Raw genomic sequence first — 25,100 nt, 5'->3', positions numbered from 1 at the left:
AAGACCATGATGCGAACGAAGATGGCGGCTGCGGCCGCCGCGCTGTGCTGCGGCGCCGCCCAGGCGCAAAGCGTGCAGATCTATGGCCTGTTCGACCTGGCCGTCGAGCACCTCACCAACGTCGGCGCGGCCGGCACGTCCATCACCCGCATGCCCGGCCTGACCGGCAGCGTGCCGTCTCGCCTGGGCTTTCGTGGCACCGAGGACCTGGGTGGCGGCATGAAGGCGCTGTTCACGCTGGAGGGCGGGCTGGGCGTGGACACCGGCACCTCCAACCAGGGCGGGCGCTTCTTCGGCCGCCAGAGCTTCGTGGGCCTGCAAGGCCCCTGGGGCACGGTGAGCCTGGGCCGCCAGTACAGCATGCTGTTCTGGTCGCAGCTGGACGCCGACATCCTGGGCCCCAACGCCTATGGCTCGGGCTCGATGGACAGCTACCTGCCCAATGCCCGCGTGGACAACGCACTGGCCTGGCGCGGCAGCGTCGGCGCGTGGAGCGCTGGCGCCAGCTACAGCTTCGGCCGCGATGCGGTGAACGCCGGCCCCAGCCCGGCCGGTACCAACTGCGCCGGTGAGAGCGCCACCGACACGAAGGCCTGCCGCCAGTGGAGCGCGATGGTGAAGTACGACGCTGGCGCCTGGGGCGTGACGGCGGCCATCGACCAGATCCGCGGCGGCGCCGGCGCCTTCGCCGGCCTGACCAGCAGCAGCCTGACCGACACGCGCAGCACCGTCACCGGCTGGTACCGCGTGAACGGCGATCTGAAGCTGGGTGCCGGCCTGATCGCGCGCAAGAACGAGGGCAGCACCGCCACGCCGCGCAGCGACCTGTGGTACCTGGGCGCCAGCTGGAAGCCGGCGCCGCTGTGGACCGTGGATGCTGAAGTGTTCAAGCTCGACTTCAAGAACAGCCCGAACGGCGCCACGCTGTTGGCCGTGCGCGGCAGCTACGCGCTGTCGAAGAACACCGTGCTGTACGCCACCGCCGGCCACATCGGCAACGATGGCGCCACGGCGCTGTCGGTCAGCAATGCCGCGGCCGGCAACGCGCCGGCGGCCGGCGCTGGCCAGACCGGCATCGCCACCGGCGTGCGCATGGCCTTCTGACCTGGCTGACGCCGGGGTCGCGCCCGGCCGCGTTCAGTACAGTTTCGCTGCCAGAAAGCCCAGGCTGCGCGACAGCGCCATCACGGCGCTGGGCGCGTGGTGGGCGCCGCGGTCCCAGCAGTTGAAGCCGTGGTCGGCCGCGGGGTAGAGGTGGAACTCGGCGCCCTGCGGGGTGAGTGCCATCGCGGCCTCGATCGAGGCCACGGCCGTCGGCGGGATGTGGGCGTCGCGCCCGGCGTGGTGGAACTGCATCGGGCAGCGGATCTTGTGCGCCAGATCCAGCTGGTCGGCGATGCCACCGCCGTAATAGGCCACCGCGGCGTCCACGCCGCACAGGGCGGCGGCGGCGAAGGCCAGGCGCCCGCCCATGCAGTAGCCGATGGCGCCCACCTTGGCGCCGCACTGTGGCAGCGCGCGCAGCGCGGCCAGGCTGGCCGCCATGTCGGCCACCACGGCGTCGCGCTGCACCGTGCGCATCAGCGCCATCGCGCGCTCGCGGTCGGCCCCGTCATAGCCCAGCTGCACACGCGCCTGCTGGCGCCAGAACAGGTCGGGCGCCAGCACCGTGAAGCCGGCCAGCGCGTACTGCTGCGCCACCGCCTGGATGTGCGTGTTGACGCCGAAGATCTCCTGCAGCAGCAGCAGGCCCGGGCCGCTGCGGCCGCCGGGTGGGCGCACCAGATAGGCATCCATGCGGCCGTCCGGGCAGGCGATCGACATCCATTCAGGGGCAAGGGCGTGGGTCATGGCGGCGCCTGTGTGGGGTGACGCTGCCATTGTGCGGCGCTGTGCCCGGCGTGGCGGCGCGGGCGGCTCAATCCTCGATGTCGGCGTGAAATGCTGGCGCGCCACGCTTCCAGTAGGCCGAGACGCGCTGGCACTCGCGCGGCACGCCCTTCTCGTGCACGAGGATGGCGCGGGCCTGGGCCATCACCTGGGCCTCGCCGGCGCACCAGGCAAAGCCTTCGCCTGGCGGCAGGCTCAGGGCGCGCAGCGCGGCCAGCCAGGCATCGCTGTCTTGCACCCATTGCGTCTGCACCTGGGCGGCACTGTGCCAGGCGCGCTGCTCGTCGGCGCTGCTCGCCTGCACCAGCACCAGGGCGTGGGCGCCGGCCGGCAGCTCTTCCAGTCGGCGGGTGATGGCGGGCAGGGCGGTGGCATCACCGGCCAGCAGGTGCCAGGCGTAGTCGGTGGGGATGATCATCGAGCCGCGCGGGCCGCCGATGGCCAGCGTCTGGCCCGGTGCGGCCTGGCGGGCCCAGTCGCTGGCGGCGCCGTGGGCGTGCAGCGCGAACTCGATGGTCAGCTCGCGGCGCGCCCGGTCGAAGTGGCGCGGCGTGTAGTCGCGGCGCACCGGCTCGGCGCCGGCAGGGGTGTCGAACAGCAGCTTCACATGGTCGTCGAAGGACAGGCTGGTGAAGTCGGCCAGGTCGTCACCGCCGAAGGTGATGGCCACGAAGCCGGGGCTCAGGTGCTGCACCTGGCGCACCTGCAGTTCGCGGCGGCGCAGTTCATGCCGCACGCGTTGCACGCGGCGCACGTGGGTGTGGGTGGTGTCGGTCAATGGATGGATCGATTGGTTGATAATGTCACCCAATGATGCGCAAGAAGATTGACCTTGTCAACCAATCGGCTTTGTCCGACGCGGCGCAGCCGCGCGCGGCCAGGGCCGATGGGGCGGCCGCCCCCGCCCCCGCCCCCGCCCCCGCCACCGAGCCCACGCGCGACGACGATGTGCTCGAAGCCATCCACGGCCTGATGCACCTGGCGCGCAGCCAGCAGCACAAGGCGCTGCGCGATGCCGGGCAGGCGCTGTCGCCGCTGGAAGGGCGCGTGCTGGCCTACTTCGCCCACCACCCCGGCGCCGCGCTCAGTGACCTGGTGGCCCACTCGGGGCGCGACAAGGGCCAGCTGGCACGCATGGTGAGCGGCCTGCGCGAGCAGGGTCTGCTGCGGGCCACGCCCGATGCGCAGGACCGCCGCATCACGCGCCTTCACCTGTCGCCCGAGGCGCAGGCGCAGCATCACGCGCTGGTGGCGCAGCGCCGCGCGCTGTCGGAGCGCGCCGCCGCGGGCCTGAGCGCCACCGAGCGCCGCCAACTGCTGGCCTTGCTGGCCAAGGTGCGCGAGGCGCTGTCGGCCGAGGGGTGATCACCGCCAGGCATCGCGCCTGCCAACGCGACATCACCCCGCAAACTCCCAGCAACCTTGCTTGTTGATAGTGCGCAAGCCGCCCACGGTGTTGCCGTGGCAGGCCCCCACTGTTTCTGCGAGGTTGATGCATGTTTCTCCGATCCTTGGCCTGGCCGTCCTGGCGGCGGATGACCTGGCTGCTGACATGGCTGGCCCTGGGCTCGGCCGGTCTGCTGGCCGCCTGTGGCGGCGGCGGTGGTGCATCCAGCACCAGCACCGAGGCCACCGTGCCCACCATCAGCACGCAGCCGGCCTCGGTCAGCGTGGTGGCCGGCGCCAGCGCCAGCTTCAGCGTGGTGGCCTCGGGCAGCGGAACGCTCAGCTACCAGTGGCGCAAGGGCGGCAGCGCGATCAGCGGCGCCACGGCCAGCAGCTACAGCATCGCCGCCACCAGCAGCAGCGATGCCGGCAGTTACGACGTGGTGGTGAGCAACAGCGCCGGCTCGGTCACATCGAGTGCGGCCACGCTCACGGTCAGCAGCACCAGCGGCGTCACGGCACCGGCCATCACCACACAGCCGGCCTCGCAATCGGCCAGCGTGGGCGCCAGCGTCACCTTCAGCGTGGTGGCCAGCGGCAGCACGCCGTTGAGCTACCAGTGGCGCAAGGACGGCACGGCCATCGCCAACGCCACGTCCAGCAGCTTCACGCTGGCCAGCGTGGCCACCGGCGATGCCGGCGCCTACACGGTGGTGGTCAGCAACTCGGCCGGCAGCGCCACTAGCGATGCGGCCACGCTGTCGGTCACCAGCGCCAGCAGCGGCAGCAGCGCGCTCACCGCCGAGGTGGTGACGGCGGCGCAGGCCTTCGTGGCCACGCTCAGCAGCACGCAGCAGACCACGGTGCAGAAGACCTGGAGCCTCGCCACCGCGCGGCAATGGTCCAACCTGCCGGCGGCCATGGTGTCGCGCAACGGCCTGGCCTGGAGCAGCCTGAGCACCGCGCAGCAGACGGCGGCGCGCGCCCTGATTCTCAAGGCCCTGGGCAGCACCGGCAACACGCTGCACCTGGGCCTGCAGGCGGCCGACCAGGCGCTGGTGGAGCTGTACGGCGCCGGCAGCGGCACCTACGGCAGCGGCCACTACTACATCGCCTTCGTCGGCACGCCCAGCACCAGTGACTTCTGGCTGCTGCAGCTCACCGGCCATCACCTCACCTACAACATCGCCTTCAACGGCAGCGTGAAGACGCCCACGCCGCTGTTCCTGGGTGTGGAGCCCAAGGGCTCGTTCACGCTGAACGGCACCACATACGACCCGATGGTCGCGCAGCGCACCGCCGCGGCCGACCTGGGCGCAGCGCTCACCACCTACAGCGCGGCCGCGCTCAGCGGCACCTACAGCGATCTGCTGTTCGGCGCCAACGGCTCGGGCGGCATCGACGGCACCTACCCCAAGAGCTACCCCACCGGCACCAGCGGACGCGGCATTCTGTACAGCGCGCTGTCCAGCGCCGACCAGGCCAAGGTGCAGGCGATGATCCGCGCCTACGTGGCCACCCAGGCCACCGAGTACGCCGACGAACTGCTGGCGGCTTACCTGTCCGACAGTGCGCTGGCCGCCACCTACGTGGCCTATGCCGGCGCCGGCAATGTCACCAGCAGCGGCAGCTACATCCGTGTGGACGGCCCGCGGGTGTGGATCGAGTTCTCGGTGCAGCGCGGCGTCATCATCAGCAGCGACATTCACTTCCACACCATCTGGCGCGACAAGACCGGCGACTACGGCGGCAAATGCTGTTCATGACCGCCTGGCGCTGGGCCTGGGCGCTGTGGCTGGCCATCGGCATGCTGGGCGCCAGCGCCCACCCGATGCCCGAAAGCCGCGTGTGGATCGACACCCGCGCTGACGGCTTGCACCTGCTGCTGCAACTGCCGCTGAACCGGCTGGAGTTCGCCTACGGCCAAGCGTTGGTGGATCAGCCGGCCACGGTGCTGGAACGCCATGCCGACGGCCTGGCGCGCTACCTGATGCAGCATGTGGGTGCGCGCAGCGGCAGCCACGGCTGGCAGACGCTGCGCCCGCAGCTGCGCGTGGTGGGCAGCGATGGTGCGGCCGAACTGGAGGCCGAGATCGACCTGCGCGCCCCGGCGGGCGCCGACCCGCGCCACACGCAGCTGCTGTACGACGCCATCACGCACGAGGTGCGCACCCACCGCGTGCAGGTGGCGCTGCGCAATGACTGGGCCGCCGGCCAGGTGGGCCAGCCGCCGCAGCCGCTGGGTGAGCTGAACCATGCCCGCAACAGCCTGGATCTGGACCTGGCACCGCCCTCGGCCGGCGCCAGCCTGCGCCGTTTGGCACTGGACGGTGCCGCGCACATCGCCGGCGGCGCCGACCACCTGCTGTTCCTGATGCTGCTGTTGCTGGTGGCGCCGCTGTCGGTGGCTGCCAGCCGCACCGGCTGGCCGATGCGGCAATGGCAGGGCGCACGCCCGGCGCGCGCCGCCTGGCGGCACACGGCGCTGCTGGTCACGGCCTTCACGCTGGGCCACACGGCCACGCTGGTGCTGGGCAGCACCGGCGTGCTGCGGCCGCCGGTGCAGGCGGTGGAGGTGGCCGTGGCGCTGACCATCGTGGTGGCGGCGGTGCATGCCTGGCGGCCGCTGTTCGGCCGCGCCGATCTGGCCATGGCACTGGCCTTCGGGCTGATCCACGGCCTGGCCTTTTCGGCCGCTTTGTCGGGCGCCGGGCTCACCTGGCTGCAGCATGGCCTGGCGCTGCTGGCCTTCAACCTGGGCATCGAGGCCATGCAGCTGCTGCTGGTGCTGGCCGTGCTGCCGCCGTTGCTGTGGCTGGCCCACGGCCGGCCGCAGGCCAGCCACTGGCTGCGCGGCGCCACCGCCGCGGTGGCCGCCGGCCTGGCGCTGTGGTGGGTGCTGGAGCGCGCGGGCCTGGCCGGCGGCGCCCTGCCAGCCTGACTGCGCTGCGCAGCGGGTGGGGCACTACGCCAGCCGCTGCGCCAGCGCCTCGTACAGCGGAATGCCCACCAGGATGTTGAACGGGAAGGTCAGGCCCAGCGACATGCCGAAGTACAGCGACGGGTTGGCCTCGGGGATGGCCTCGCGCACCACCGCCGGCACGGCGATGTAGGACGCGCTGGCGGCCAGCGTCATCAGCAGCGCGGCATTGCCCACCGACAGGCCCAGCAGCGCCGCCACGCCGAAGGCCAGCGCCGCATGGCACAGCGGCCCGCCGATGGCGTACACCAGCAGCCAGGGCGAGCGGCCCTTCAGCGTGCCCAGGTTGCGCGCGGCCAGCAGGCCCATGTCCAGCAGGAAGAAGGCCAGCATGCCCTTGAACAGCTCGCCCGAGAACGGCTGCATCGCCACCCGGCCGGCCTCGCCGGTCACCAGGCCCACCACCATGGCGCCCAGCAGCAGCAGCTGCGCACCGTCGGTGAAGGATTCATGCAGCAGTTTGCCGATGCCATGCTGCGCGGCCTGGCCTGCCCCGGCCGTGCCGGCGGCGCTGGCCGCATGCTGCCGCGCCTTGTTGGCCAGCAGCACTGCCATCACGATGGCCGGTGACTCCATCAGCGCCATGGCCGCGGCCATGTGCCCGCCGTAGGGGATGTGGCGGCTCTCCAGGTACTGCACCGCGGTGATGAAGGTGACCGCACTCACCGAGCCGTAGGTGGCGGCCAGCGCCGCCGCGTCGAAGCGCGACAGCAGGCGCTGCAGCAGCAGGTAGCCGATGGCCGGCACCAGCAGGGCCAGGGCCACGGCCGCGCCCAGGCTCAGCGCCACCTCGGCCGTCAGGCCGGATTGCGCCAGCGCGAAGCCGCCCTTCAGGCCCAGGGCCATCAGCAGGTACAGCGACAGAAAGCGCGCGATCTGCGGCGGAATCTCCAGGTTGGAGCGCAGCGTGCCGGCCACCAGGCCGAACACGAAAAATAGGATGGCGGGATCGAGGAAGTTCTGCATGGGCCGCGATGGTGGTGCGGGCATGGCATCCGGACAAGTGATATGTTCTGATTGAAACCATCAGGCAAGTCGATGAGTGACACCACCGCACCCCCCGGCCTGGAGCGCGCGCTGCGCGCCAGCCTCACGCAGCTGCGCAGCTTCGAGGCCGTGGTGCGCCTGGGCGGCGTGGGCCGCGCGGCGCGCGCCCTGCACCTGGCGCAGCCCACCGTGTCCATGCAGATGAAGGAGCTGGCCGCGGCGCTGGGCCTGGTGCTGTTCGAGCCGCGCGGCCGTGGCCTGGTGCCCACGCCGGTGGCCGAGCGCCTGGCCCAGGCCGTGCGCGCCATGGGCGCCGCCTGGCAGGCCTTCGAGGACGACGCGGCCGATCTGCAGGGCCTGCGCCGCGGCCGCCTGCGCATTGCCGCCGTCACCACCACCGAGTACTTCCTGCCCGACCTGCTGGGCCCGTTTGCGCGGCAGTACCCCGGCATCGAGATCGAGCTGGCGGTGGAGAACCGCGCCTCGGTGGTGGCCCGCCTGCAACGCGGCGACGACGAACTGGCCGCCATGATGCTGCCGCCCACCCACCTGCCGTTGGCGCGCTGGCCGTTTCTGGAGAACCCGCTGGTGCTCATCGCCCCGGCCGGGCACCCGCTGGCCGCGCGCCGCCGCCTGAAGCTGGCCGACCTGGTGACCGAGCCCCTGCTGGCGCGCGAGGCCGGCTCCGGCACCCGCGCCGCGGCCGAGCAGGCCTTCAGCGAACAGGGCGTTGACTGGCCACCACGCATGGCCTTGGGCAGCAACGAGGCGGTGAAGCACGCCGTGCGCGCCGGCCTGGGCCTGGCCGTGCTGTCGCGGCACACGCTGGCGGCCGATCCGGCCAGCGAGGGGCTGGCCGTGCTGCCGGTGGCCGGCTTTCCGTTGCGGCGCCACTGGCAGCTGGTGTGGCGCAACGATCGCGCGCTGTCGCTGCCGGCGCGCACCCTGCTGGACGACCTGCGCGCCCGCCTGCACGTGCGCGCGCGGCCGGCCACTTGAGCGCTTGCCGCGTTGTCCTGCCGGCCGTGCGGGCTGTGCGCCGATGGGCACGCCGCCTGCAGGCCCGCAGCCTGGCGGCGGGGCGCCCCCGATACACTAGCGGGTTGCCCCGTTTCCCCCTGTCCTGACCCCCTGAATCCGAGGTTCTGCCATGCCCGCCTACCGCTCCAAGACGTCCACCGCCGGCCGCAACATGGCGGGCGCACGCTCGCTGTGGCGCGCCACCGGCATGAAGGACGCTGACTTCAGCAAGCCCATCATCGCCATCGCCAACAGCTTCACACAGTTCGTGCCGGGCCATGTGCACCTGAAGGACCTGGGCCAGCTGGTGGCCCGCGAGATCGAGGCCGCCGGCGGTGTGGCGAAAGAGTTCAACACCATCGCCGTGGACGACGGTATCGCGATGGGCCACGACGGCATGCTGTACTCGCTGCCCAGCCGCGACATCATTGCCGACAGCGTGGAGTACATGGTCAACGCGCACTGCGCCGACGCCATCGTCTGCATCAGCAACTGCGACAAGATCACGCCGGGGATGCTGATGGCCGCCATGCGCCTGAACATCCCGGTGGTGTTCGTCTCGGGCGGCCCGATGGAAGCCGGCAAGGCCAAGCTGGCCGTGCCTGGCACGCAGACCGTGCAGGTCAAGAAGCTCGACCTGATCGACGCCATGGTGATGGCCGCCGACAGCAAGGTGAGCGATGCCGACGTGGCCGAGATCGAGCGCAGCGCCTGCCCCACCTGCGGCAGCTGCAGCGGCATGTTCACCGCCAACAGCATGAACTGCCTGACCGAAGCCCTGGGCCTGAGCCTGCCCGGCAACGGCACCGTGGTGGCCACGCACAGCGATCGTGAAGCGCTGTTCAAGCGCGCCGGCCGCCTGGCCGTGGAGCTGTGCCACCGCTACTACGAGCAGGAAGATGCCAGCGTGCTGCCGCGCAGCATCGGCAAGAAGGCCTTCGAGAACGCGATGACGCTGGACATCGCGATGGGTGGCAGCACCAACACCATCCTGCACATCCTGGCCGCGGCGCAAGAGGCCGGCATCGACTTCGACATGGCCGACATCGACCGCTTGAGCCGCGCCGTGCCGCAGCTGTGCAAGGTGGCGCCCAACACCAACAAGTACCACATCGAGGACGTGCACCGTGCCGGCGGCATCATGGCCATCCTGGGTGAGCTGGCGCGCGCCGGCAAGCTGCACCTGGACGTGCCCACCGTGCACACGCCCACGCTGGGCCAGGCGCTGCAGGAGTGGGACATCCTCACCACGCAGTCCGAGGCGGTGAAGACCTTCTACATGGCCGGCCCGGCCGGCATCCCCACCCAGGTGGCCTTCAGCCAGAGCACGCGCTGGCCCAGCCTGGACACCGACCGCGCCGAGGGCTGCATCCGCAGCTATGAGAACGCCTTCAGCAAGGAAGGCGGCCTGGCCGTGCTGCGCGGCAACATCGCACAAGATGGCTGCGTGGTGAAGACTGCCGGCGTGGACGACAGCCTGCTGGTGTTCGAGGGCCCGGCCCATGTGGTGGAAAGCCAGGACGAGGCCGTGGCTCACATCCTGGACGACCAGGTGAAGGCCGGCGACGTGGTGGTGGTGCGCTACGAAGGCCCCAAGGGCGGCCCCGGCATGCAGGAAATGCTCTACCCCACCAGCTACATCAAGAGCAAGGGCCTGGGCAAGGCCTGCGCGCTGCTGACCGACGGCCGCTTCTCGGGCGGCACCTCGGGCCTGTCCATCGGCCACTGCTCGCCCGAAGCGGCCGCCGGCGGCAACATCGGCCTGGTGCGCCACGGCGACCGCATCCGCATCGACATCCCCAACCGCACCATCAACGTGCTGCTGAGCGATGAAGAACTGGCCCAGCGCCGCGCCGAGCAGGACGCCAAGGGCTGGAAGCCGGCGCAAGCCCGCCCGCGCAAGGTGAGTGCGGCGCTGAAGGCCTATGCGCTGCTGGCCACCAGCGCCGACAAGGGCGCCGTGCGCGACCTGTCGAAGCTGGAAGACTGAGTCTTTCGGACTCCAGGTTGCCGCGCTCCGGTCCCCCGAGGGGGGCTCTCAGTCCCTTGGGGCGGTCCGGCGGGACTGAGCAGGAGGTTCAGTCTGCCGAACCGGGCCGGGCCCGCAATTCGCGGCCGTTGAAGACCACCCGCAGCGCCGGCTGCACCGCCAGCAGGCCTTGCAGCCAGTGGCTCAGGCTGTCGGCAGCGGGGCCGGTCGGCAGGTCTGGCCGCAGCCGGCCACGAAGCGTGATGCCCGTGGGCCCTGCGGGCGTGGCCTGGTGCACCATGTCGGCGGGCCGCCCGTGGCGGAAGCACGCGGTCAGCGTCTCGCCGGGCTTGCGCACGGTGAGCTCGAGTTCCGCACACAGGCGGTTCAGCATGGACAGGCCGATGCCCTGCAGCTGCACCGGCGTGGGCCCGGCCGCGTCGTACGGGTAGTCGAAGGCGCTGTAAATGCAGCGCAGGTAGGGTGTGCCCGCCACCTGCTTGTCCAGTGCGTGGCCGCGGCCGTCGTCGCGGATGCTGAAGGCAGGACCGTCCAAAGTGATCCACAGCGTGCTGGCGCCGCCGGTTTGGTGCTCTGCCAGCGCGTAAAGCGTCAAGGCCTGCAGTGCGGTGAAGGCCAGGTTCAGCGCGGGTGCGTCGGCCGTCGGCGCGGGTCCTGGTGTTGCGGCTGGTGCCTGAGCAGGTTCCGGCGCTCGCGATGGCGAGTCATGGCCCGTCAGCGGCAGCTCCAGCACCACCTCGCCGTCGTCCTCGCGGCCGGTGTGCTGGAAGCCGGCGGCCAGGTAGAAGGCTTCGGCGCAGCCGGGGCCCGGCACGTAGCAGACCTGCAGCCGGTCATGGCGCCCGCTGGCGCGCACCCGGTCGATCACCAGCTGCAGTGCGGCGCGGCCGATGCCGCGGCCCTGGTAGCGCTGGTCGATCATGAAGCGCCACAGGCCGATGCCTGGTTGCGGCGTCGGCGGCTCGCGCTGCGTCTCGTCGAACAGCATCACGAACCCGACCGGCGTGTCGCCCAGGTACACCGCGCGGTACCAGGCCTCGCACTTGAACAAGGCCTCGGCCAGCGATTCGGCATTGGTGGCCACGAAGTGCTTCTGGTCCTCGCGCACCGACAGCGCGGTGATCTGCCGCACGGTATCCGAACCGATCTCGCGCAGGCTGACCTGGGGCTCGGGGCGCGCGGCGGCCGGGGTGGGCTCGGCCAGGGGCGGTGTGTGCGAGAAGCCGTCGCCCACCGCCAGCGGGCCGGTGTCGAGTGCATCCGCGCGCAAGCCGGCGCGGCGCACCCAGTGCCTGACCACCTTCGCTGGCGTGAGGTCATCGGCCGCGAGCGCCGCGCCCAGGCCCAGGCAGGGCTCGCACAGTTCCACGCCGCGAAAGCGCAGGCCGCCCACACGGAAGGTCTGACCGACCAGGTCGTTCAGCCGCACGCCGCGCACCACCACGTTGCGGCCGGTGGCCGACGGCGGCAGCGCACGGCCGCAGGTGGCCGCGAAGGCCTCGATCTGCTCGGCCTCGACGAAGGTGATGTTCTGGCCGGGCTCGTCGTGCGCGCCGAAGTAGCGGTCGCCTTCGATGCCCTGGCCGGCCACCACCTGCACGCGCGCGTGCGATTGCTGGCCGGTGGCGCCGCGGGCGCGGATGAACAGGTGCTCGATCATGGCGGGGCGGTCGGTCGCAGTCGTGTCCAGGCAGGTGATGATGGCACGCGGGCGGGCAACTGCTGGCGGCTAGCGGCCGCAGTGCTGGGCCTGGGCGGCCTCCAGCCGCGCCACATGCAACTCCAGCTGCTGGACCCGTTGGGGCGGCGTGGTGGCCAGCGACTCGCGCAGGCGCTCCACCTGCAGCCGCAAGGTGGCGCAGCGTCGCTCGCGCAGGGCGGCCTGGCGCTCCTGCAGGTCTGCCGGCGCCAGCGTTGCGGCGGCATCGCGGCCGGGCACCGACGGGGCGGGGTCGGCGGGCGCTGGGTTCGGTGCCAGCGCCACCGGTGTCGGCGTCACAGTCGCCATCGGTGCCGCTGCCGGTGCCGGTGAGGCGGCCTGGTTCGGCGGCGGCGGCGCGGCGGCGATCTCGGCGGCGTAGTGGTTCTTGCGGTAGGCCGACAGGATCTTCGGGCTCGGCACGCGGCAGGTGTCGGGGATGTCGGCGTAGTACAGGCACTGCGGCACACCGTCGCGGAAGGTCAGGCGCACCTTGCCGGGATAGGTCTTGCCCATTGCCGTGTAGCCGTAGCCCGCCAGGACCTCGGTCGCCTGCCCCTGCGCATCGCGCAGCACGGTGCCGGGGCGCACGCTGCCGGGCAGGAAGCGGTTCATCATCCAGGCCTGCGACTGCTCGGCGATCAGGTCCTCCAGCAGGCGCTTGTGGTCTTGCCCACGGGCGGGGCCGTCCGCCGGCGCGGCCTGGGCCAGCGCGGCCGCGCCGCCTGGCAGCACGATCGGTGCGGCGCCGTTGCCGAAGCGCAGCAGGTTCGCCTGCAGCCGCTGCACCGCCGGATGGGCACAGCCGTTGGCCTGCAGCAGTTGCGGCATGTCGTTGCGGGCGTACAGGGCCAGGTCGGTCATGCGGCGCATGCCGCCCGCGGCGTCGCCCCCCTTGCGCAGCATGCCGGTGAGCATGTCCTGGGTCATCGTCCCGGCCATCGCGGCGTCGAGCCGGCGCTGCAGCGCATACACCTCCGGGTCGGCGTAGCGGCCCGTGCCGACGCTGCGGTAGCTGACGCAGTGGCGCGAGCCGGGCCGCTCGGCGCCGAAGCCGTTCACCGTCCAGGACTCGCGCTCGCACTCCTGCGCCATGATCTCCACCTTGTTGGTGGGCAACTCCGCGGCGCATTGGCGCGAGAAGGCGGTCATGTAGCTGCCCAGCAGCAGTGCAAGCTCGGTGCTGTCGCGCGCGAAGCCCACCCGCGCGAAGTCGCCCACGTACAGGCGCGCGATGTCGTCGCCGAAGTTGAGCCCGTCGGTGCGCAGGCTCTGGGCGCTCAGTTCGGCGGACCGGCCTTCGGCCGCGGCCACCAGCAGCAGGGAGACGATCGGCAGGGAGATCCGCATGGCCATCGCTTTCGGCGTGATGCTGGCGCCAGACTGTCGCACAGCCGGCCCCGACGCGCCCCGCGCAGCCCCCTATGTCGGACCCGTTGGGACGCGTCGTCCGCGCGTTGGGTGCAGCTGCGGGCACGGACTGGAGCCGAGGTCATGGTCATCCGCCGACTAGAATGCCGCGCACCGTGCCACCGGCTCTCCGGCGGGTGACGCGGGCATCCGCTGGGGGTGTTGGCGCAGCCGCAAGGCCGTGCCGACTGAGAGAGTCCCTTTGAACCTGATTGAGGTAATCCTCGCGCAGGGAAGCACGTTCAAGGGCTCGCCGGCCCGGTCTTTCTCACGCCGGCATCCGGGCCCTGGCGTTTGCCGACCTGCCATCTGCACGTCTTGCACATGGCACACACCACGTCGTTCTCCCGTTCGCGCCGCTGTCGGCGCACCTGGCTGCCGTTGGCCTTGCTGGCGACCTTGGCCAGCGCCACGGCCTGGGCGCAGCCGGCGCCCGCCACCACGTCCAACCCGCAACCAACGTCACCCGCCACCAGCATGCCCACCCCTGCCCAGCACATGATTGCCGAGATCCAGGTCATCCCGCGCCCGGCGGGCACGGTCGAGCGCCAGTACCAGCATGTGGACGCGGCCATTGCCGTGATCCAGGCCTCGGGCCTGAAGTACGAGGTGCACGGCCTGGGCACGGTGGTGGAGGGTCCGCCCGAGCGCATCTGGCCGCTGCTGCAGGCGGTGCACCAGGCCACGCTGGAGTCGGGCGCCGAGCGCACGCTCAGCGTCATCAAGGTGTCCAGCGGCGCCAAGGCCGGCGGGCCGCGGGTGGAAGACCTGGTGGGCAAGTTCCGCCGCTGAGCGGCTTGCCGCTGGTGGATGCAGGTCTTCAGCCGGTGATCAGCCGAGGGTGGCCGGCTCCTGCGTCCACCCGCCGCCCAGCACCTTGAACAGCGTGATGCGGTTGGCCTGCTCCAGCAGCTGCAAGGCGATCAGCGACTGCTGGGCCGCAAACAGCGAGCGTTGGGCGTCGTACACGTCCAGCGCCGTGTCCACGCCGTTGCGCTGGCGCGCCTGCGACAGGTTCAGCGCCTTGGCGTAGCTGGCCACCAGGGCCTGCTGCGCGGCCAGGCGCTCGTTCAGGCTGGCGCGCACGGCCAGGGCATCGGCTACTTCGCGGAAGGCGGTCTGCAGCGTCTTGTCGTAGGTGGCCAGCTGGATGTCGCGCGCCACCTCGGCCGAGCGCAGGCTGGCCTGGCGCGAGCCGCTGTCGAAGATCGGCAGGCTGATGCTGGGCGCAAAGCTCCACGCGCCGCCCTGGAACAGCTGGCCCAGGCTGCGGCTGGCGGTGCCGGCCGAGGCCGTGAGGCTGATGCTGGGGTACAGGTTGGCGCGGGCCGCGCCGATGTCGGCCGCCGCGGCGCGCAGGCCGTGCTCGGCCGCCACCACATCCGGGCGCCGCTGCAGCACGCTGCTGGGCAGGCCTTCGGGCACGGCCACCAGGATCGGGCTGCTGGCCTCGGCCAGGGCCGGGGGCAGCAGGTGCTGCGGCACGCTGCCGCCGGCCAGCAGGTCCAGCGCATTGCGGTCCTGCTGCACGGTGGCCTGGTAGGTGGCCACGGCCAGGCGCGCGGTTTCCACCGTGCTCTCGGTCTGGGCCAGGGTCAGGCCGGTGTCCACGCCCAGGTCCTTGCGCTTTTGCACCAGAGCCAGGCTGTCGCGCTGGCTCTTCAGCGTCTGCTCGGCCAGGGCCAGCTGGGCCTGGTCTGCGGCCAGGGTCAGCCAGGCGTTGGCGACCTCGGCCACCAGGGTCAGCTGGGTGCTGCGGCGGGCCTGCTCGGTCTGCAGAAAGCTCTCCAGCGCGGCGTCCTTCAGGTTCTGCAGGCGGCCGAACAGGTCGATCTCCCACGCGGCCACGCCCAGGCCCACGCTCAAGCTGCGGCTGTTCACCGCCGTGCCACTGCTGCTGGCCTGGGCCGGCGTGCGCGAGGCACTGGCGCTGGCCGATCCGGTCACCGTGGGCCTTTGCGCCGCGGCCTGGATGTCGTGCGCGGCGCGCGCCTTGTCCACGGCCAGCAGGGCCAGGCGCAGGTCGCGGTTGTTCTGCAGCGCCAGGTCGATCACGCCGCGCAGGCGGGCGTCGGTGATCAGCTGCTGCCAGCCGATGTCAGCGGCCTGGGGCGCGCTGGCCTGGGAGGCGGAGGCCGTGGCGCTGGCCGCCGTAGTAGGCCAGGCGGTGGGGATGGCGGCGGCCGGCGTCCCCTGAGTGGGCGCGAGGCTGGCGCAGCCGGTGATCAGGGCGGCCAGGGCGGCCACGGTCAGCGTGGCCAAGCGTGCGTGGCGGGGGGCAATGCGTGGGTTGGCAGGGGTCATGTCAGGTCTCCCGTTCTTCAGGCCGGGTGCTTGTTCAGGGCGGCGTTGTCGGCCGGGGCCGGCTTCTGGCGTCGATCGAAGAAGCCGCGCACCAGCACATAGAACACCGGCACCATGAACAGGCCCAGCAGCGTGGCGCTGGCCATGCCGCCCAGCACGCCGGTGCCGATGGCGCGGCGGCTGGCGGCGCCGGCCCCGCTGGCAATGGCCAGCGGCAGCACGCCGAACATGAAGGCCAGGCTGGTCATCAAGATCGGGCGCAGCCGCAGGCGCAGCGCCTGCAGCGTGGCGGCCACCAAGCCCTGGCCCTGCTCCTGCAGCATCTTGGCGAATTCCACGATCAGGATCGCGTTCTTGGCCGCCAGGCCCACGGTGGTGAGCAGGCCCACCTGGAAGTACACGTCGTTGTCCAGCCCGGCCAGGGTGCTGAGGCCCAGCGCCCCCACCACGCCCAGCGGCACCACCAGCATCACGCTGAACGGGATCGACCAGCTCTCGTACAGCGCGGCCATGCACAGGAACACGAACAGCACCGACACCGCATACAGCAGCGGCGCCTGGCTGCCCGACAGCCGCTCTTGATAGCTCTGGCCGGCCCATTCATAGCCGATGCCCTGGGGCAGCTGGGCGATGATGTCCTGCACCGCCTGCATGGCCGTGCCCGAGCTCACGCCTGGCGCCGCGTCGCCCACGATCTCGAAGGCGCTCATGCCGTTGTAGCGCTCGAGCTTGGGCGCGCCGTAGGTCCACTGCGTGCTGGCAAAGGCCGAGAAGGGCACCATCTGGCCATCGCCGTTGCGCACGAACCAGTTCATGATCGCGTCGGGCGCCATGCGGAAGGGCGCATCGCCCTGCACGTACACGCGCTTGACGCGGCCGGCATCGATGAAGTCGTTGACATAGGTGCCGCCCAGCGCGGTGGACAGCGTGCTGTTGATGTCGGCCGCCGACACGCCCAGCGCCCCGGCCTTCTTGTCGTCGATGACGATGCCGAACTGCGGCGCGTCGTCCAGGCCGCTGATGCGCACCTGCTGCAGCGCCTTGTTCTGGCGCGCCAGCTGCAGGAATTGGTCGCGCGCCTTCACCAGGGCCTCGTGGCCCAGGCCGTTGCGGTCTTGCAGCTCGACGGTGAAGCCACCGCTTGACCCCAAGCCGCGGATGGTGGGCGGCTGCATCACGAACACCTGGGCGTCGCGCAGGCTGGCCAGCTCGCGGTTGGCGCGGGCGGCGATCTCGGCGGCGCTCTGGCCCTTGCCGGTGCGCTCGCTCCAGTCCTTGAGCTTGATGAAGGCGTTGCCGCTGGCCTGGTCACCGCCGATGCCGATGATCAGCGTGTAGCCGGCGATGTCGGCCTGCTGGCCCAGCCAGTTCTGCACCTTCTCCAGGCTGGCGTTCAGGCGCTCGGCGGTGCTGCCCGAGGGCAGGCGCACCTGGGCCATCAGAACGCCCTGGTCTTCGGCCGGCAGAAAGGACGTGGGCATGCGGTGGTACATCCACACCACGGCGCCGACGATCAGCGCATACACGATCATCGTGCGGCCACCGCGGCGCACCAGGCGGCCGGTGAAGCCTTCCACGCCCGCGGCGCTGCGCTCGAAGCCGCGGTTGAAGCCGCCGAAGAAGCGGCCCAGCAGGCCCGGCCTGGCGGCATGGCCGCCGCCTTGCACCGGCTTGAGCAGCGTGGCGCACAGCGCGGGCGTCAGCGTCATCGCCGTGGCCACCGACAAGGCCATGGCCGACACCACGGTGATCGAGAACTGGCGGTAGATCATGCCGGTGGAGCCGCCGAAGAAGGCCATCGGCACGAACACGGCCGAGAGCACCAGCGCAATGCCCACCAGCGCGCCGGTGATCTCCTGCATCGACTCGCGCGTGGCCTCCCGTGGCGACAGGCCGCGCTCGGTCATCAGGCGCTCGACGTTCTCGACCACCACGATGGCGTCGTCCACCAGCAGGCCGATGGCCAGCACCATGCCGAACATGGTGAGGCTGTTGATGCTGTAGCCGAAGGCCGACAGCACGCCGAAGGTGCCCAGCAGCACCACCGGCACGGTGATCGCCGGGATCAGCGTGGCGCGCCAGTTCTGCAGGAACAGGTACATGATCAACACCACCAGCGCCACGGCCTCGGCCAGCGTGATGACCACTTCCTCGATCGAGATCCGCACGAAGGGCGTGGTGTCGTACGAGGTCACCGCCTTCAGCTGGTAGGGAAAGGTGGTCTGCAGCTCGGCCAGCTTGGCGTTGACGGCCTGGGCCACGCCCAGCGCGTTGGCGTTGTTGGCCAGCTTCACGCCCATGGCGGCGGCGGGCTTGCCGTTGTAGCTGGTCTTGATGGTGTAGCTCTCGCCGCCCATTTCCACGCGGGCCACGTCGCCCAGGCGCACCACGCTGCCGTCGGTGGCGGTCTTCAGCGCGATGTCCTGGAACTGCGCCACGGTGCTCAGCTTGCTGCGCGCCGAGATGGTGACATTGAGCTGCTGGCCTGTGGTGGCCGGCAGACCGCCCACCTGGCCGGCCGAGACCTGCGCGTTCTGCGCGGTGATGGCGGTGGTCACGTCCGACGGCATCAGCGCATGCGCCGACAGCTTGGCCGGATCGAGCCAGATGCGCATGGCGTGCTGCGTGCCCAGCGTCTGCACGTCGCCCACACCCTCGATGCGGCTGAGCGTGTCGACCAGGCTGGAGCTGATGTAGTCGCCGATCTCGATGTTGCTGGCGCTGCCGTCCTGCGAGTAGAAGCTCACCACCATCAGGAAGTCGGTGCCGGTCTTGGTGACCGTGACGCCCTGGCTTTGCACCGTGGTGGGCAGGCGCGTCATGGCCTGCTGCAGCTTGTTCTGCACCTGCATCTGCGCCACGTCGGGGTTGGTGCCCGAGACGAAGCTGATGGTCACGCTGGCGCTGCCGGCCGAGCTGCTGCTGGACTGCATGGCCAGCATGCCGTCCAGGCCCTTCATCTGCTGCTCGATGACCTGGGTGACCGAGTCTTCCACCGTCTTGGCCGAGGCGCCGGGGTAGGTGGCGCTGATGGTGACGCGCGGCGGCGCGATGTCGGGGTACTGCTCCAGCGGCAGCTGGGTGATGGACAGGGCGCCGGCCAGCATCACCACGATGGCGAGCACCCAGGCGAAGATGGGGCGGTCGATGAAGAAGCGTGCCATGGTGTTGCGCTCCGTCGATCAGCGCGCGGCCACGGTGGCGGCGCTGGCCGGGGTGGCCGGTGCACTGGCAGCGGCCGGTGCGGCGGCCGTGATCTCCTGCGGCTGCACCACGTCGCCCACCTTCACCTTCTGGCCGCCCTCCATCACCACGCGGCTGCCGGCGGCCAGGCCGGCCGTCACCAGCCAGCGGTTGCCCACCGCGCGCTCGGCGGTGATGACCTTCTTCGCCACCTTGTTGTCGGCCCCCACCACCAGCACGCTGGCGCTGCCGTCGGCAGCGCGGGTCACGGCCTGCTGCGGCACCAGCAGCACCTGGTCGGCCACGGCGGTGGGCAGCTGGGCACGCACGTACATGCCGGGCATCAGCAGCCCGTCGGGGTTGGCAAACACCGCGCGCAGCGTCACCGCGCCGGTGCTGGTGTTCACCGCCGGGCTGGCCACGCTCAGGCGGCCGGTGCGGGTGTAGGTGCTGCCGTCTTCCAGCAGCAGCTTGACGCTGGTTTCAACGCCGGCGTCGGTGCCCTTGCCGTCACCCTTTCCGGAGGGCAGCTTCTGCAGCTTGCCGCTGGCCAGGTCGCGCTTCAGGCGCAGCAGCTCGGCGCTGCTCTGCGTGATGTCGACCTGGATCGGGTCCATCTGGCGCACGGTGGTCAGTGCGGTGGTCTGCTCGGCCGTCACCAGGGCGCCCACGGTCACGGTGGAGATGTCCACGCGGCCCGAGATCGGGCTGGTGATTTGCGTGCGGCCCAGGTTGATGCGCGCGGTCTGCAGCGCGGCCTGGGCGGCGGCCAGATCGGCCTGGGCCTGGGCCAGCGTGGCCTGCGCGTCCTGCGCGTCCTGCTGGCTCATGGCCTCGATCTTCACCAGCTCGGCGCGGCGCTGCGCGGTGAGCTGGCTGGTCTTGACGGTGGCCTGCGCCTTGTCCACGGCGGCCTGGGCGCTGGCCACCGCGGCCTGGTAGCTGGCCGGGTCGATCTCGTAGAGCACCTGGCCAGCGCGCACCACCGAACCGTCGGTGAAGCGCTTGGCCTTCACGATGCCGCCCACCTGCGGCCGGATCTCGGCCACCTGCGGCGCCGTGGTGCGGCCGGGCAACTCGGTGGCCAGGGCCACGGCCTCGGGCTGCACCGCCAGCACGCCCACCGCCACGGTGCGCGGCGCGGCGGGCGGCGCCGCGCTCTGGCTGTTGCCGCAGGCGGACAGCACCAGGGCGGCCGCCACGGCGAGGGCGAGGGGGACGGGCGACAGCGGGTGCAGGCGGGACGATTCGGGGCGCATGGCGGCAAGGCTCTGTTCAGGAATGAGCGCATGGTGGCGACCCAATGTGGAGGAACTGTGGAGACCGCCCGCCGTGCGTGGGTGCCGTGGCGAGGGCGCGCGCATCACCGACACTTGCACCTGCCATGCCCCGCCCCGGAATCACCACCCGCCTGTTCCTCGCCGTGCTCGGCATCGCCCTGCTGGTGGTGGTGCTGATGGGCCAGGCCACGGTGTGGAGCTTCAACCGCGACTTCCTCGGCTACCTCAACTCGCAGGCCGTGCTGCGCATGGAAGCGGTGCTGCCGCGCCTGGCGCGGGCCTACCCGCTGCACGGCAACTGGGAGTTCCTGCGCGACCGGCCCGATCTCTGGTACGACCTGGTGGGCCTGGGGCCGGCGCGCTCGCTGCAGGCGGCCGGTGCGGCCAGCGTGGGCGCCGGGCTGGGCGAGGTCGGCGGTCCGGTGGTGGCCAGGCCGGCGGCATCGCCGCCCTCAGGCCCCATCCCCGCGCTGGTGGCGTCCGACCTGCTGGGCGCCGGGCGCCGCCTCACGCTGCTGGACGCGCAGCGCCAGCGCGTGATGGGCTTTCCGCTGGTGCTGGCCCAAAGCGTGCAGCGCGAGATCGTGGTCGATGGCCAGGTGGTGGGCTGGCTGGTGATGGCGCCGGTGGAAACCGTGGCTGACGAGGCTGCGCTGCATTTCATGAAGGAGCAGTGGGACGCCGCCTGGGCGGCCGGCCTGCTGGCGCTGCTGGCCGCGGCCCTGGTGGCCTGGTGGGTGGCGCGCCAGCTGCTGGCGCCGGTGCGCGCGGTGGCCGCGGCCACGCACCGGCTGGCCGGCGGCGCGTACGACACGCGCGTGCCCGTGAAGGGCCATGACGAGGTGGCCCAGCTGGGGCAGGATTTCAACCAGCTGGCGCTGACCTTGCAGCGCAACGAGCAGATGCGCCGCGACTTCATGGCCGATGTGTCGCACGAGCTGCGCACGCCGCTGGCCGTGCTGCGCGGCGAGCTGGAGGCCATGGAGGACGGCGTGCACCCGGTCACGCCCGAGGCGCTGCGCCTGCTGCAGGCCGAGGTGCGCACGCTCACGCAGCTGGTGGGCGACCTGCATGAGCTGGCGTTGGCCGATGTGGGCGCGCTCAGCTACCGAAAGGACGATCTCGACCTGGGCGCGCTGCTGGCGCAGGAGTGCCTGACGCTGAGCACCGCCTGCGCCGAGCACGGCCTGACGCTGCAGGCCGAGCTGCCCGAGGCACCGCTGATGCTGCTGGCCGACGAGGGCCGGCTGCGCCAGCTGCTGCACAACCTGTGCAGCAACGCGCTGCGCTACACCGATGCCGGCGGCACGCTGCGCGTGTGCCTGGCCGAACACGACGACCAGGCCGTGCTGCAGATCGACGACTCCAAGCCCGGCGTGCCGCCCGATCTGCTGCCGCGGCTGTTCGAGCGCTTCTACCGTGTGGAGGCCTCGCGCAACCGCGCCCACGGCGGCAGCGGCCTGGGCCTGGCCATCTGCCGCAGCATCGTCGAGGCGCATGGCGGCCGCATCGAGGCCCAGGCCTCGCCGCTGGGCGGCCTGGGCATCACCGTGCGCCTGCCGCTGGCACGGCGGCGCAAGAGCCTGGTGGGCAAGGGGGCGGTAGCTTGAACGGCATGCGCATCCTGGTGGTGGAGGACGAACCGCGCCTGGCCCGTCTGGTGGCCGACTACCTGCAGGCCGCCGGCGCCCAGGTGCAGGTGATCGGCGACGGCCTGCAGGCGCTGCCGGCCGTGCGCGCCCAGCCGCCCGACCTGATGGTGCTGGACCTGATGCTGCCCGGCATGGACGGCCTGGCCATCTGCCGCGAGCTGCGCAGCTTCAGCGACCTGCCGGTGCTGATGCTGACCGCGCGGGTGGAGGAGGTGGACCGCCTGATCGGCCTGGACGCCGGCGCCGACGACTACGTGTGCAAGCCCTTCAGCCCGCGCGAGGTGGTGGCGCGGGTCAAGGCCATCCTGCGCCGGCCGCGGCAGCTGGCGGCTGCGCCTGCAGCCGGGCTGCAGGCCGCACCACCCGCCGAGGGCTTGCACCTGGATGCCGAGCGCCACGAGGCCCAGCTGAACGGCCAGCCGCTGCTGCTCACGCCGCTGGAGTTCCGCCTGCTGGCCACGCTGGCGGCGCAGCCAGGGCGCGTGTTCTCGCGCGACCAGCTTCTGGACCGGCTGCACGACGACCAGCGCGCGCTGAGTGACCGCGCCATCGACAGCCATGTGAAGAACCTGCGGCGCAAGCTGCAGGCGGTGGACGCCACGCTGGAGCCGATCCGCTCGATCTACGGCGTGGGCTACCGCTTTGAACTCTGACGACAGGAAGCCCTTGCAAGCCTTGCTCGACGCCATCGCCACGATGGACCGCTGCACCGATGCGCAGCGCATCTTCCACGGCCGCGGCGGCCTGCACCCCGGCTGCGAGCACTGGGTGCTGGACGCGTTTCCGCCCGTGTTCGTGCTCACCAGCTTCCAGCCGGTGACCGACGATGAACTCACCGCCGTGGGGGATGCACTGGCCGCACGCTGGGCCGCCATCGCCCCCGGCGAGCCGCTGAACTGGGTGTTCCAGGGCCGGCCGGCCAACCGGGCGGAGGGTCGGGCCGAGACGCGGCTGATGGCCGGCAGCGTGCCCGACCCACACACCGTCACCGAGGATGGCACGGCCTATCGCGTGCATGTGCTCAAGGGCCAGAACCACGGCCTGTTCCTCGACATGGCCGAGGGCCGGCGCTGGGTGCGCGCGCACTGCGTGGCGAACCCCGGTGTGGATGTGCTGAACCTGTTCGCCTACACCTGCGCGTTCTCGGTGGTGGCACGCCAGGCCGGCGCGGGCCGGGTGGTCAACATCGACATGGCGCAGGGCGCGCTGGCCATCGGCCAGCAGAACCACCGGTTGAACGGTGTGGCCGAGGGCGCCAGCTTCCTGGCGCACGACCTGTTCAGCAGCTGGGGCAAGGTGAACCGGCTGGGGCCCTACGGCCTGGTGATCGCCGATCCGCCCAGCTACCAGAAGGGCAGCTTCGTGGCCACCAAGGACTACGCCCGCCTGATCCGCCGCCTGCCCGACTTGCTGATACCCGGCGGCCATGCGCTGCTGTGCCTGAACGCGCCCGAGCTGCCCGAGGCCTTCCTGCACGAGCAGCTGGCCGCCCAGGCGCCGCAGCTGCAGGTGATGGCGCGCCTGCCCAACCCGCCGGCCTTTGCCGATGTGTCGGCCGACCGGGCGCTGAAGGTGCTGGTGGTGCGGCAACCCGATTGAGCCCGACATCGCCAGCCCCGGCAGCGACAATCCACCCGATGCAACAGATCGACTTTGCCCTGCGCGGCGAGCACATCACGCTGGACAAGCTGCTGAAGGCCACCGGCGCCACCCACAGCGGCGCCAGCGCCAAGCAGGCCGTGGCCGACGGCCTGGTGCAGGTGGACGGCCAGCAGGAGCTGCGCAAGACGGCCAAGATCCGCGCTGGCCAGGTGGTGCAGTTCTCGGCCGGGGCGCAGGGCCTGCGCATCCGCGTGCAGGCCGGCGATGACATGGCGGGTGACGCCGCGGGCGAAGCCGACCCCGCTGCATAAAACATTCAGCCACCGGCCGGCGGCGTGGCCCGGGCGGGCGTTTAAGCTGCCGCCACCATGACCCGACCCGCCCTCCGCCCCCGCCTGATCGGCCTGGACGCCGACGACACGCTCTGGCACAACGAGCCGCTGTTCCGCATGACCCATGCGCGCTTCGACGCGCTGTTGCAGCCCTGGGCCGATGCCGCCACCGTGGCCAGCCACCTGGCCGCGGTGGAGCGCCGCAACCTGTCCACCTACGGCTATGGCGCCAAGGGCTTCACGCTGTCGATGCTGGAAACCGCGCTGGACCTCAGCCACCGCGAGGTGCCGGGCGCCGTGCTGCACGAGATCCTGAGTGCCGGCCGCGAGCTGATGCGCCATCCGATGGAACCGCTGCCCGGCGTGGCCGAGGCGCTGCCGCGGCTGGCCGCCATCGCGCCGCTGGTGCTGGTGACCAAGGGCGACCTGTTCCACCAGGAGACCAAGCTCGCGGCCTCGGGCCTGGGCGCGTTCTTCCACGGCGTGGAGATCGTCAGCGAGAAGACCGCCGACACCTACCGCCGCGTGGCCGCGCGCCACGGCGTGGCGCCCGAGGCCACGCTGATGGCCGGCAACTCGGTGCGGTCGGACATCCTGCCGGCGCTGGACGCCGGCTGCCGCGCGGTGCTGATCCCGTACCCGCTGGTGTGGGCGCACGAGGCGGCCGAGGTGCCGCAGGATCACCCGCGGTTCAGCCAGTGCGACTCACTGGCCGCGCTGGCCGACTGGCTGGAGGCCCTGCCTCAGGCGGGCGCCTGATGCGGCTGCTCGTTCGTCGATTCCACCAGCCGCACATAGCTGCCGTCCGACAGCTGCAGCCGCACCCAGCGCATGTGGCAGGGCAGGATGCTCAGCGCGTCGCTGTGGCGCGCGCCGGTGTCGAAGCTCACCTCCGGCGGCGCGGCCTCGTACCAGCCGCGCTCGGCCAGCTGCGCCTCGGCGCGCACGATGTCCTCGGTGGCATAGCGCCACAGCGCGCGGCCCAGCAGATCGTTCAGCGGCACATGGAACTGCGCCTGGCGCCGCGGCGAGGCAGCCAGCAGCCGGTGCGTCAGATCGCAGATCAGGTGCACCGGCTGGCTGGACTGGCGCACCAGCCGGCCCAGGGTGAAATCGGCCGCGCTGTCCAGGCGCGCGGCCAGCAGCGCGCGCAGGCGCTGGGCCTCGTCGGCACTGGGCGTGGCGCGGCCGTTCTCCCAGCGCGACAGCGTGGGCTGCGAGATGCCCAACAACTGCGCGGCAGCATCCTGCTTGACGCGGCGCAGCGCGCGCCAGGTGCGCAGGCTGCGCGCCAGATGGCGGGGGTCGCCGCTGTGGATCACCGGTTCGGTCGTCACGGGGGCGATTGTCGCCAAGCCGGCGCGGCATGCGCCAGCCAGGGGGTG

Annotated in this window: 22 protein-coding genes and 1 riboswitch; of the genes, 12 read left to right on the top strand and 10 right to left on the bottom strand. The window is 71.6% G+C overall.

Annotated features, from left to right (window positions below; genetic code table 11):
• Positions 1-6: 6 nt before the first annotated feature.
• Positions 7-1,104 (top strand): porin, encoded by a 1,098-nt coding sequence (locus tag AACH10_RS12695; RefSeq protein ID WP_479725276.1) that lies wholly within the window; start codon positions 7-9, stop codon positions 1,102-1,104.
• Positions 1,105-1,137: 33 nt separating this feature from the next.
• On the opposite strand, the gene AACH10_RS12690 is transcribed toward AACH10_RS12695, so the two are convergent.
• Together AACH10_RS12690 and AACH10_RS12685 are read right to left on the bottom strand one after the other, a co-directional pair.
• Positions 1,138-1,851: a dienelactone hydrolase family protein gene (locus AACH10_RS12690; protein ID WP_341410791.1), complete on the bottom strand. Its 714-nt coding sequence runs from the start codon at positions 1,849-1,851 to the stop codon at positions 1,138-1,140.
• A 67-nt stretch (positions 1,852-1,918) separates the two neighbouring features.
• Entirely contained in the window at positions 1,919-2,668 is a 750-nt protein-coding gene (locus AACH10_RS12685) for a siderophore-interacting protein (RefSeq protein WP_341410790.1), read from the bottom strand.
• 35 nt (positions 2,669-2,703) lie between these two features.
• Here AACH10_RS12685 and AACH10_RS12680 point away from each other — a divergent pair, with 35 nt between their 5' ends.
• The 3 genes from AACH10_RS12680 (at position 2,704) to AACH10_RS12670 (ending at position 6,217) form a co-directional block, all read left to right on the top strand.
• A complete protein-coding gene (locus AACH10_RS12680) occupies positions 2,704-3,255 on the top strand; it encodes a MarR family winged helix-turn-helix transcriptional regulator (RefSeq protein ID WP_341410789.1) in 552 nt (183 codons plus the stop codon).
• A gap of 170 nt (positions 3,256-3,425) precedes the next feature.
• Positions 3,426-5,042, top strand: coding sequence for a DUF3500 domain-containing protein (locus AACH10_RS12675; protein ID WP_341410788.1), 1,617 nt, complete (start codon positions 3,426-3,428; stop codon positions 5,040-5,042).
• A complete protein-coding gene (locus tag AACH10_RS12670; RefSeq protein WP_341410787.1) occupies positions 5,030-6,217 on the top strand; it encodes a HupE/UreJ family protein in 1,188 nt (395 codons plus the stop codon). The genes AACH10_RS12675 and AACH10_RS12670 overlap by 13 nt, the downstream gene beginning before the upstream one ends.
• Positions 6,218-6,241: 24 nt before the next feature.
• Here AACH10_RS12670 and AACH10_RS12665 read toward each other — a convergent pair whose 3' ends face one another.
• Complete coding sequence (locus tag AACH10_RS12665; RefSeq protein ID WP_341410786.1) at positions 6,242-7,222, bottom strand: sodium-dependent bicarbonate transport family permease; 981 nt, start codon at positions 7,220-7,222, stop codon at positions 6,242-6,244.
• A 72-nt stretch (positions 7,223-7,294) separates the two neighbouring features.
• Here AACH10_RS12665 and AACH10_RS12660 point away from each other — a divergent pair, with 72 nt between their 5' ends.
• Both AACH10_RS12660 and ilvD read left to right on the top strand, forming a co-directional pair.
• The gene (locus AACH10_RS12660) at positions 7,295-8,242 is read left to right on the top strand and encodes a LysR family transcriptional regulator (protein WP_341410785.1); all 948 of its coding nucleotides are present in this window, start codon (positions 7,295-7,297) and stop codon (positions 8,240-8,242) included.
• A 151-nt stretch (positions 8,243-8,393) separates the two neighbouring features.
• The gene (gene ilvD, locus AACH10_RS12655; protein ID WP_341410784.1) at positions 8,394-10,253 is read left to right on the top strand and encodes a dihydroxy-acid dehydratase; all 1,860 of its coding nucleotides are present in this window, start codon (positions 8,394-8,396) and stop codon (positions 10,251-10,253) included.
• Positions 10,254-10,341: 88 nt separating this feature from the next.
• Here the strand turns inward: ilvD and AACH10_RS12650 are convergent, their stop codons facing one another.
• From AACH10_RS12650 to AACH10_RS12640, 3 genes are all read right to left on the bottom strand, one after another.
• The gene (locus AACH10_RS12650; protein ID WP_341410783.1) at positions 10,342-11,913 is read right to left on the bottom strand and encodes a GNAT family N-acetyltransferase; all 1,572 of its coding nucleotides are present in this window, start codon (positions 11,911-11,913) and stop codon (positions 10,342-10,344) included.
• A 69-nt stretch (positions 11,914-11,982) separates the two neighbouring features.
• On the bottom strand, positions 11,983-13,302 hold the full coding sequence (locus AACH10_RS12645; RefSeq protein WP_341410782.1) for a hypothetical protein: 1,320 nt from the start codon (positions 13,300-13,302) through the stop codon (positions 11,983-11,985).
• A 205-nt stretch (positions 13,303-13,507) separates the two neighbouring features.
• Positions 13,508-13,614, top strand: a riboswitch (TPP riboswitch).
• On the bottom strand, positions 13,605-13,841 hold the full coding sequence (locus AACH10_RS12640; protein ID WP_341410780.1) for a hypothetical protein: 237 nt from the start codon (positions 13,839-13,841) through the stop codon (positions 13,605-13,607). (Overlaps the previous riboswitch by 10 nt.)
• On the opposite strand from AACH10_RS12640, the gene AACH10_RS12635 reads away from it, so the two are divergent.
• A complete protein-coding gene (locus tag AACH10_RS12635) occupies positions 13,840-14,154 on the top strand; it encodes a thiamine-binding protein (protein ID WP_341410779.1) in 315 nt (104 codons plus the stop codon). The genes AACH10_RS12640 and AACH10_RS12635 overlap by 2 nt on opposite strands.
• Before the next feature lie 39 nt (positions 14,155-14,193).
• On the opposite strand, the gene AACH10_RS12630 is transcribed toward AACH10_RS12635, so the two are convergent.
• The 3 genes from AACH10_RS12630 to AACH10_RS12620 are packed head-to-tail and all read right to left on the bottom strand — an operon-like array spanning position 14,194 to position 20,108.
• A complete protein-coding gene (locus tag AACH10_RS12630) occupies positions 14,194-15,666 on the bottom strand; it encodes an efflux transporter outer membrane subunit (protein ID WP_341410778.1) in 1,473 nt (490 codons plus the stop codon).
• Between the two features lie 17 nt (positions 15,667-15,683).
• Positions 15,684-18,830 (bottom strand): efflux RND transporter permease subunit, encoded by a 3,147-nt coding sequence (locus AACH10_RS12625; protein ID WP_341410777.1) that lies wholly within the window; start codon positions 18,828-18,830, stop codon positions 15,684-15,686.
• Positions 18,831-18,848: 18 nt separating this feature from the next.
• Positions 18,849-20,108 carry an efflux RND transporter periplasmic adaptor subunit gene (locus AACH10_RS12620; protein ID WP_341410776.1) on the bottom strand — a complete coding sequence of 420 codons (1,260 nt, stop codon included), beginning with the start codon at positions 20,106-20,108 and terminating at the stop codon, positions 18,849-18,851.
• A gap of 125 nt (positions 20,109-20,233) precedes the next feature.
• Between AACH10_RS12620 and AACH10_RS12615 the strand changes: the two genes are divergently transcribed.
• The 5 genes from AACH10_RS12615 to AACH10_RS12595 are packed head-to-tail and all read left to right on the top strand — an operon-like array spanning position 20,234 to position 24,474.
• The gene (locus tag AACH10_RS12615) at positions 20,234-21,739 is read left to right on the top strand and encodes an ATP-binding protein (protein ID WP_341410775.1); all 1,506 of its coding nucleotides are present in this window, start codon (positions 20,234-20,236) and stop codon (positions 21,737-21,739) included.
• A 5-nt stretch (positions 21,740-21,744) separates the two neighbouring features.
• On the top strand, positions 21,745-22,434 hold the full coding sequence (locus tag AACH10_RS12610) for a response regulator (RefSeq protein ID WP_341410774.1): 690 nt from the start codon (positions 21,745-21,747) through the stop codon (positions 22,432-22,434).
• Between the two features lie 13 nt (positions 22,435-22,447).
• Positions 22,448-23,380: a class I SAM-dependent methyltransferase gene (locus AACH10_RS12605; RefSeq protein ID WP_341410773.1), complete on the top strand. Its 933-nt coding sequence runs from the start codon at positions 22,448-22,450 to the stop codon at positions 23,378-23,380.
• Between the two features lie 38 nt (positions 23,381-23,418).
• A complete protein-coding gene (locus AACH10_RS12600; RefSeq protein ID WP_341410772.1) occupies positions 23,419-23,694 on the top strand; it encodes an RNA-binding S4 domain-containing protein in 276 nt (91 codons plus the stop codon).
• 57 nt (positions 23,695-23,751) lie between these two features.
• Entirely contained in the window at positions 23,752-24,474 is a 723-nt protein-coding gene (locus AACH10_RS12595) for an HAD family hydrolase (RefSeq protein ID WP_341410771.1), read from the top strand.
• Here AACH10_RS12595 and AACH10_RS12590 read toward each other — a convergent pair.
• Complete coding sequence (locus tag AACH10_RS12590) at positions 24,459-25,052, bottom strand: helix-turn-helix transcriptional regulator (RefSeq protein ID WP_341410770.1); 594 nt, start codon at positions 25,050-25,052, stop codon at positions 24,459-24,461. The two genes, AACH10_RS12595 and AACH10_RS12590, sit on opposite strands and share 16 nt — an antisense overlap.
• Positions 25,053-25,100: the final 48 nt, after the last annotated feature.

This window comes from Pseudaquabacterium inlustre (genome assembly GCF_038066595.1).
Taxonomy (GTDB): Bacteria; Pseudomonadota; Gammaproteobacteria; order Burkholderiales; family Burkholderiaceae_C; genus Pseudaquabacterium; species Pseudaquabacterium inlustre.
The sequence above is the reverse complement of the archived record's forward strand: the minus strand, read 5'-3'. Positions and strand labels throughout refer to the sequence as shown.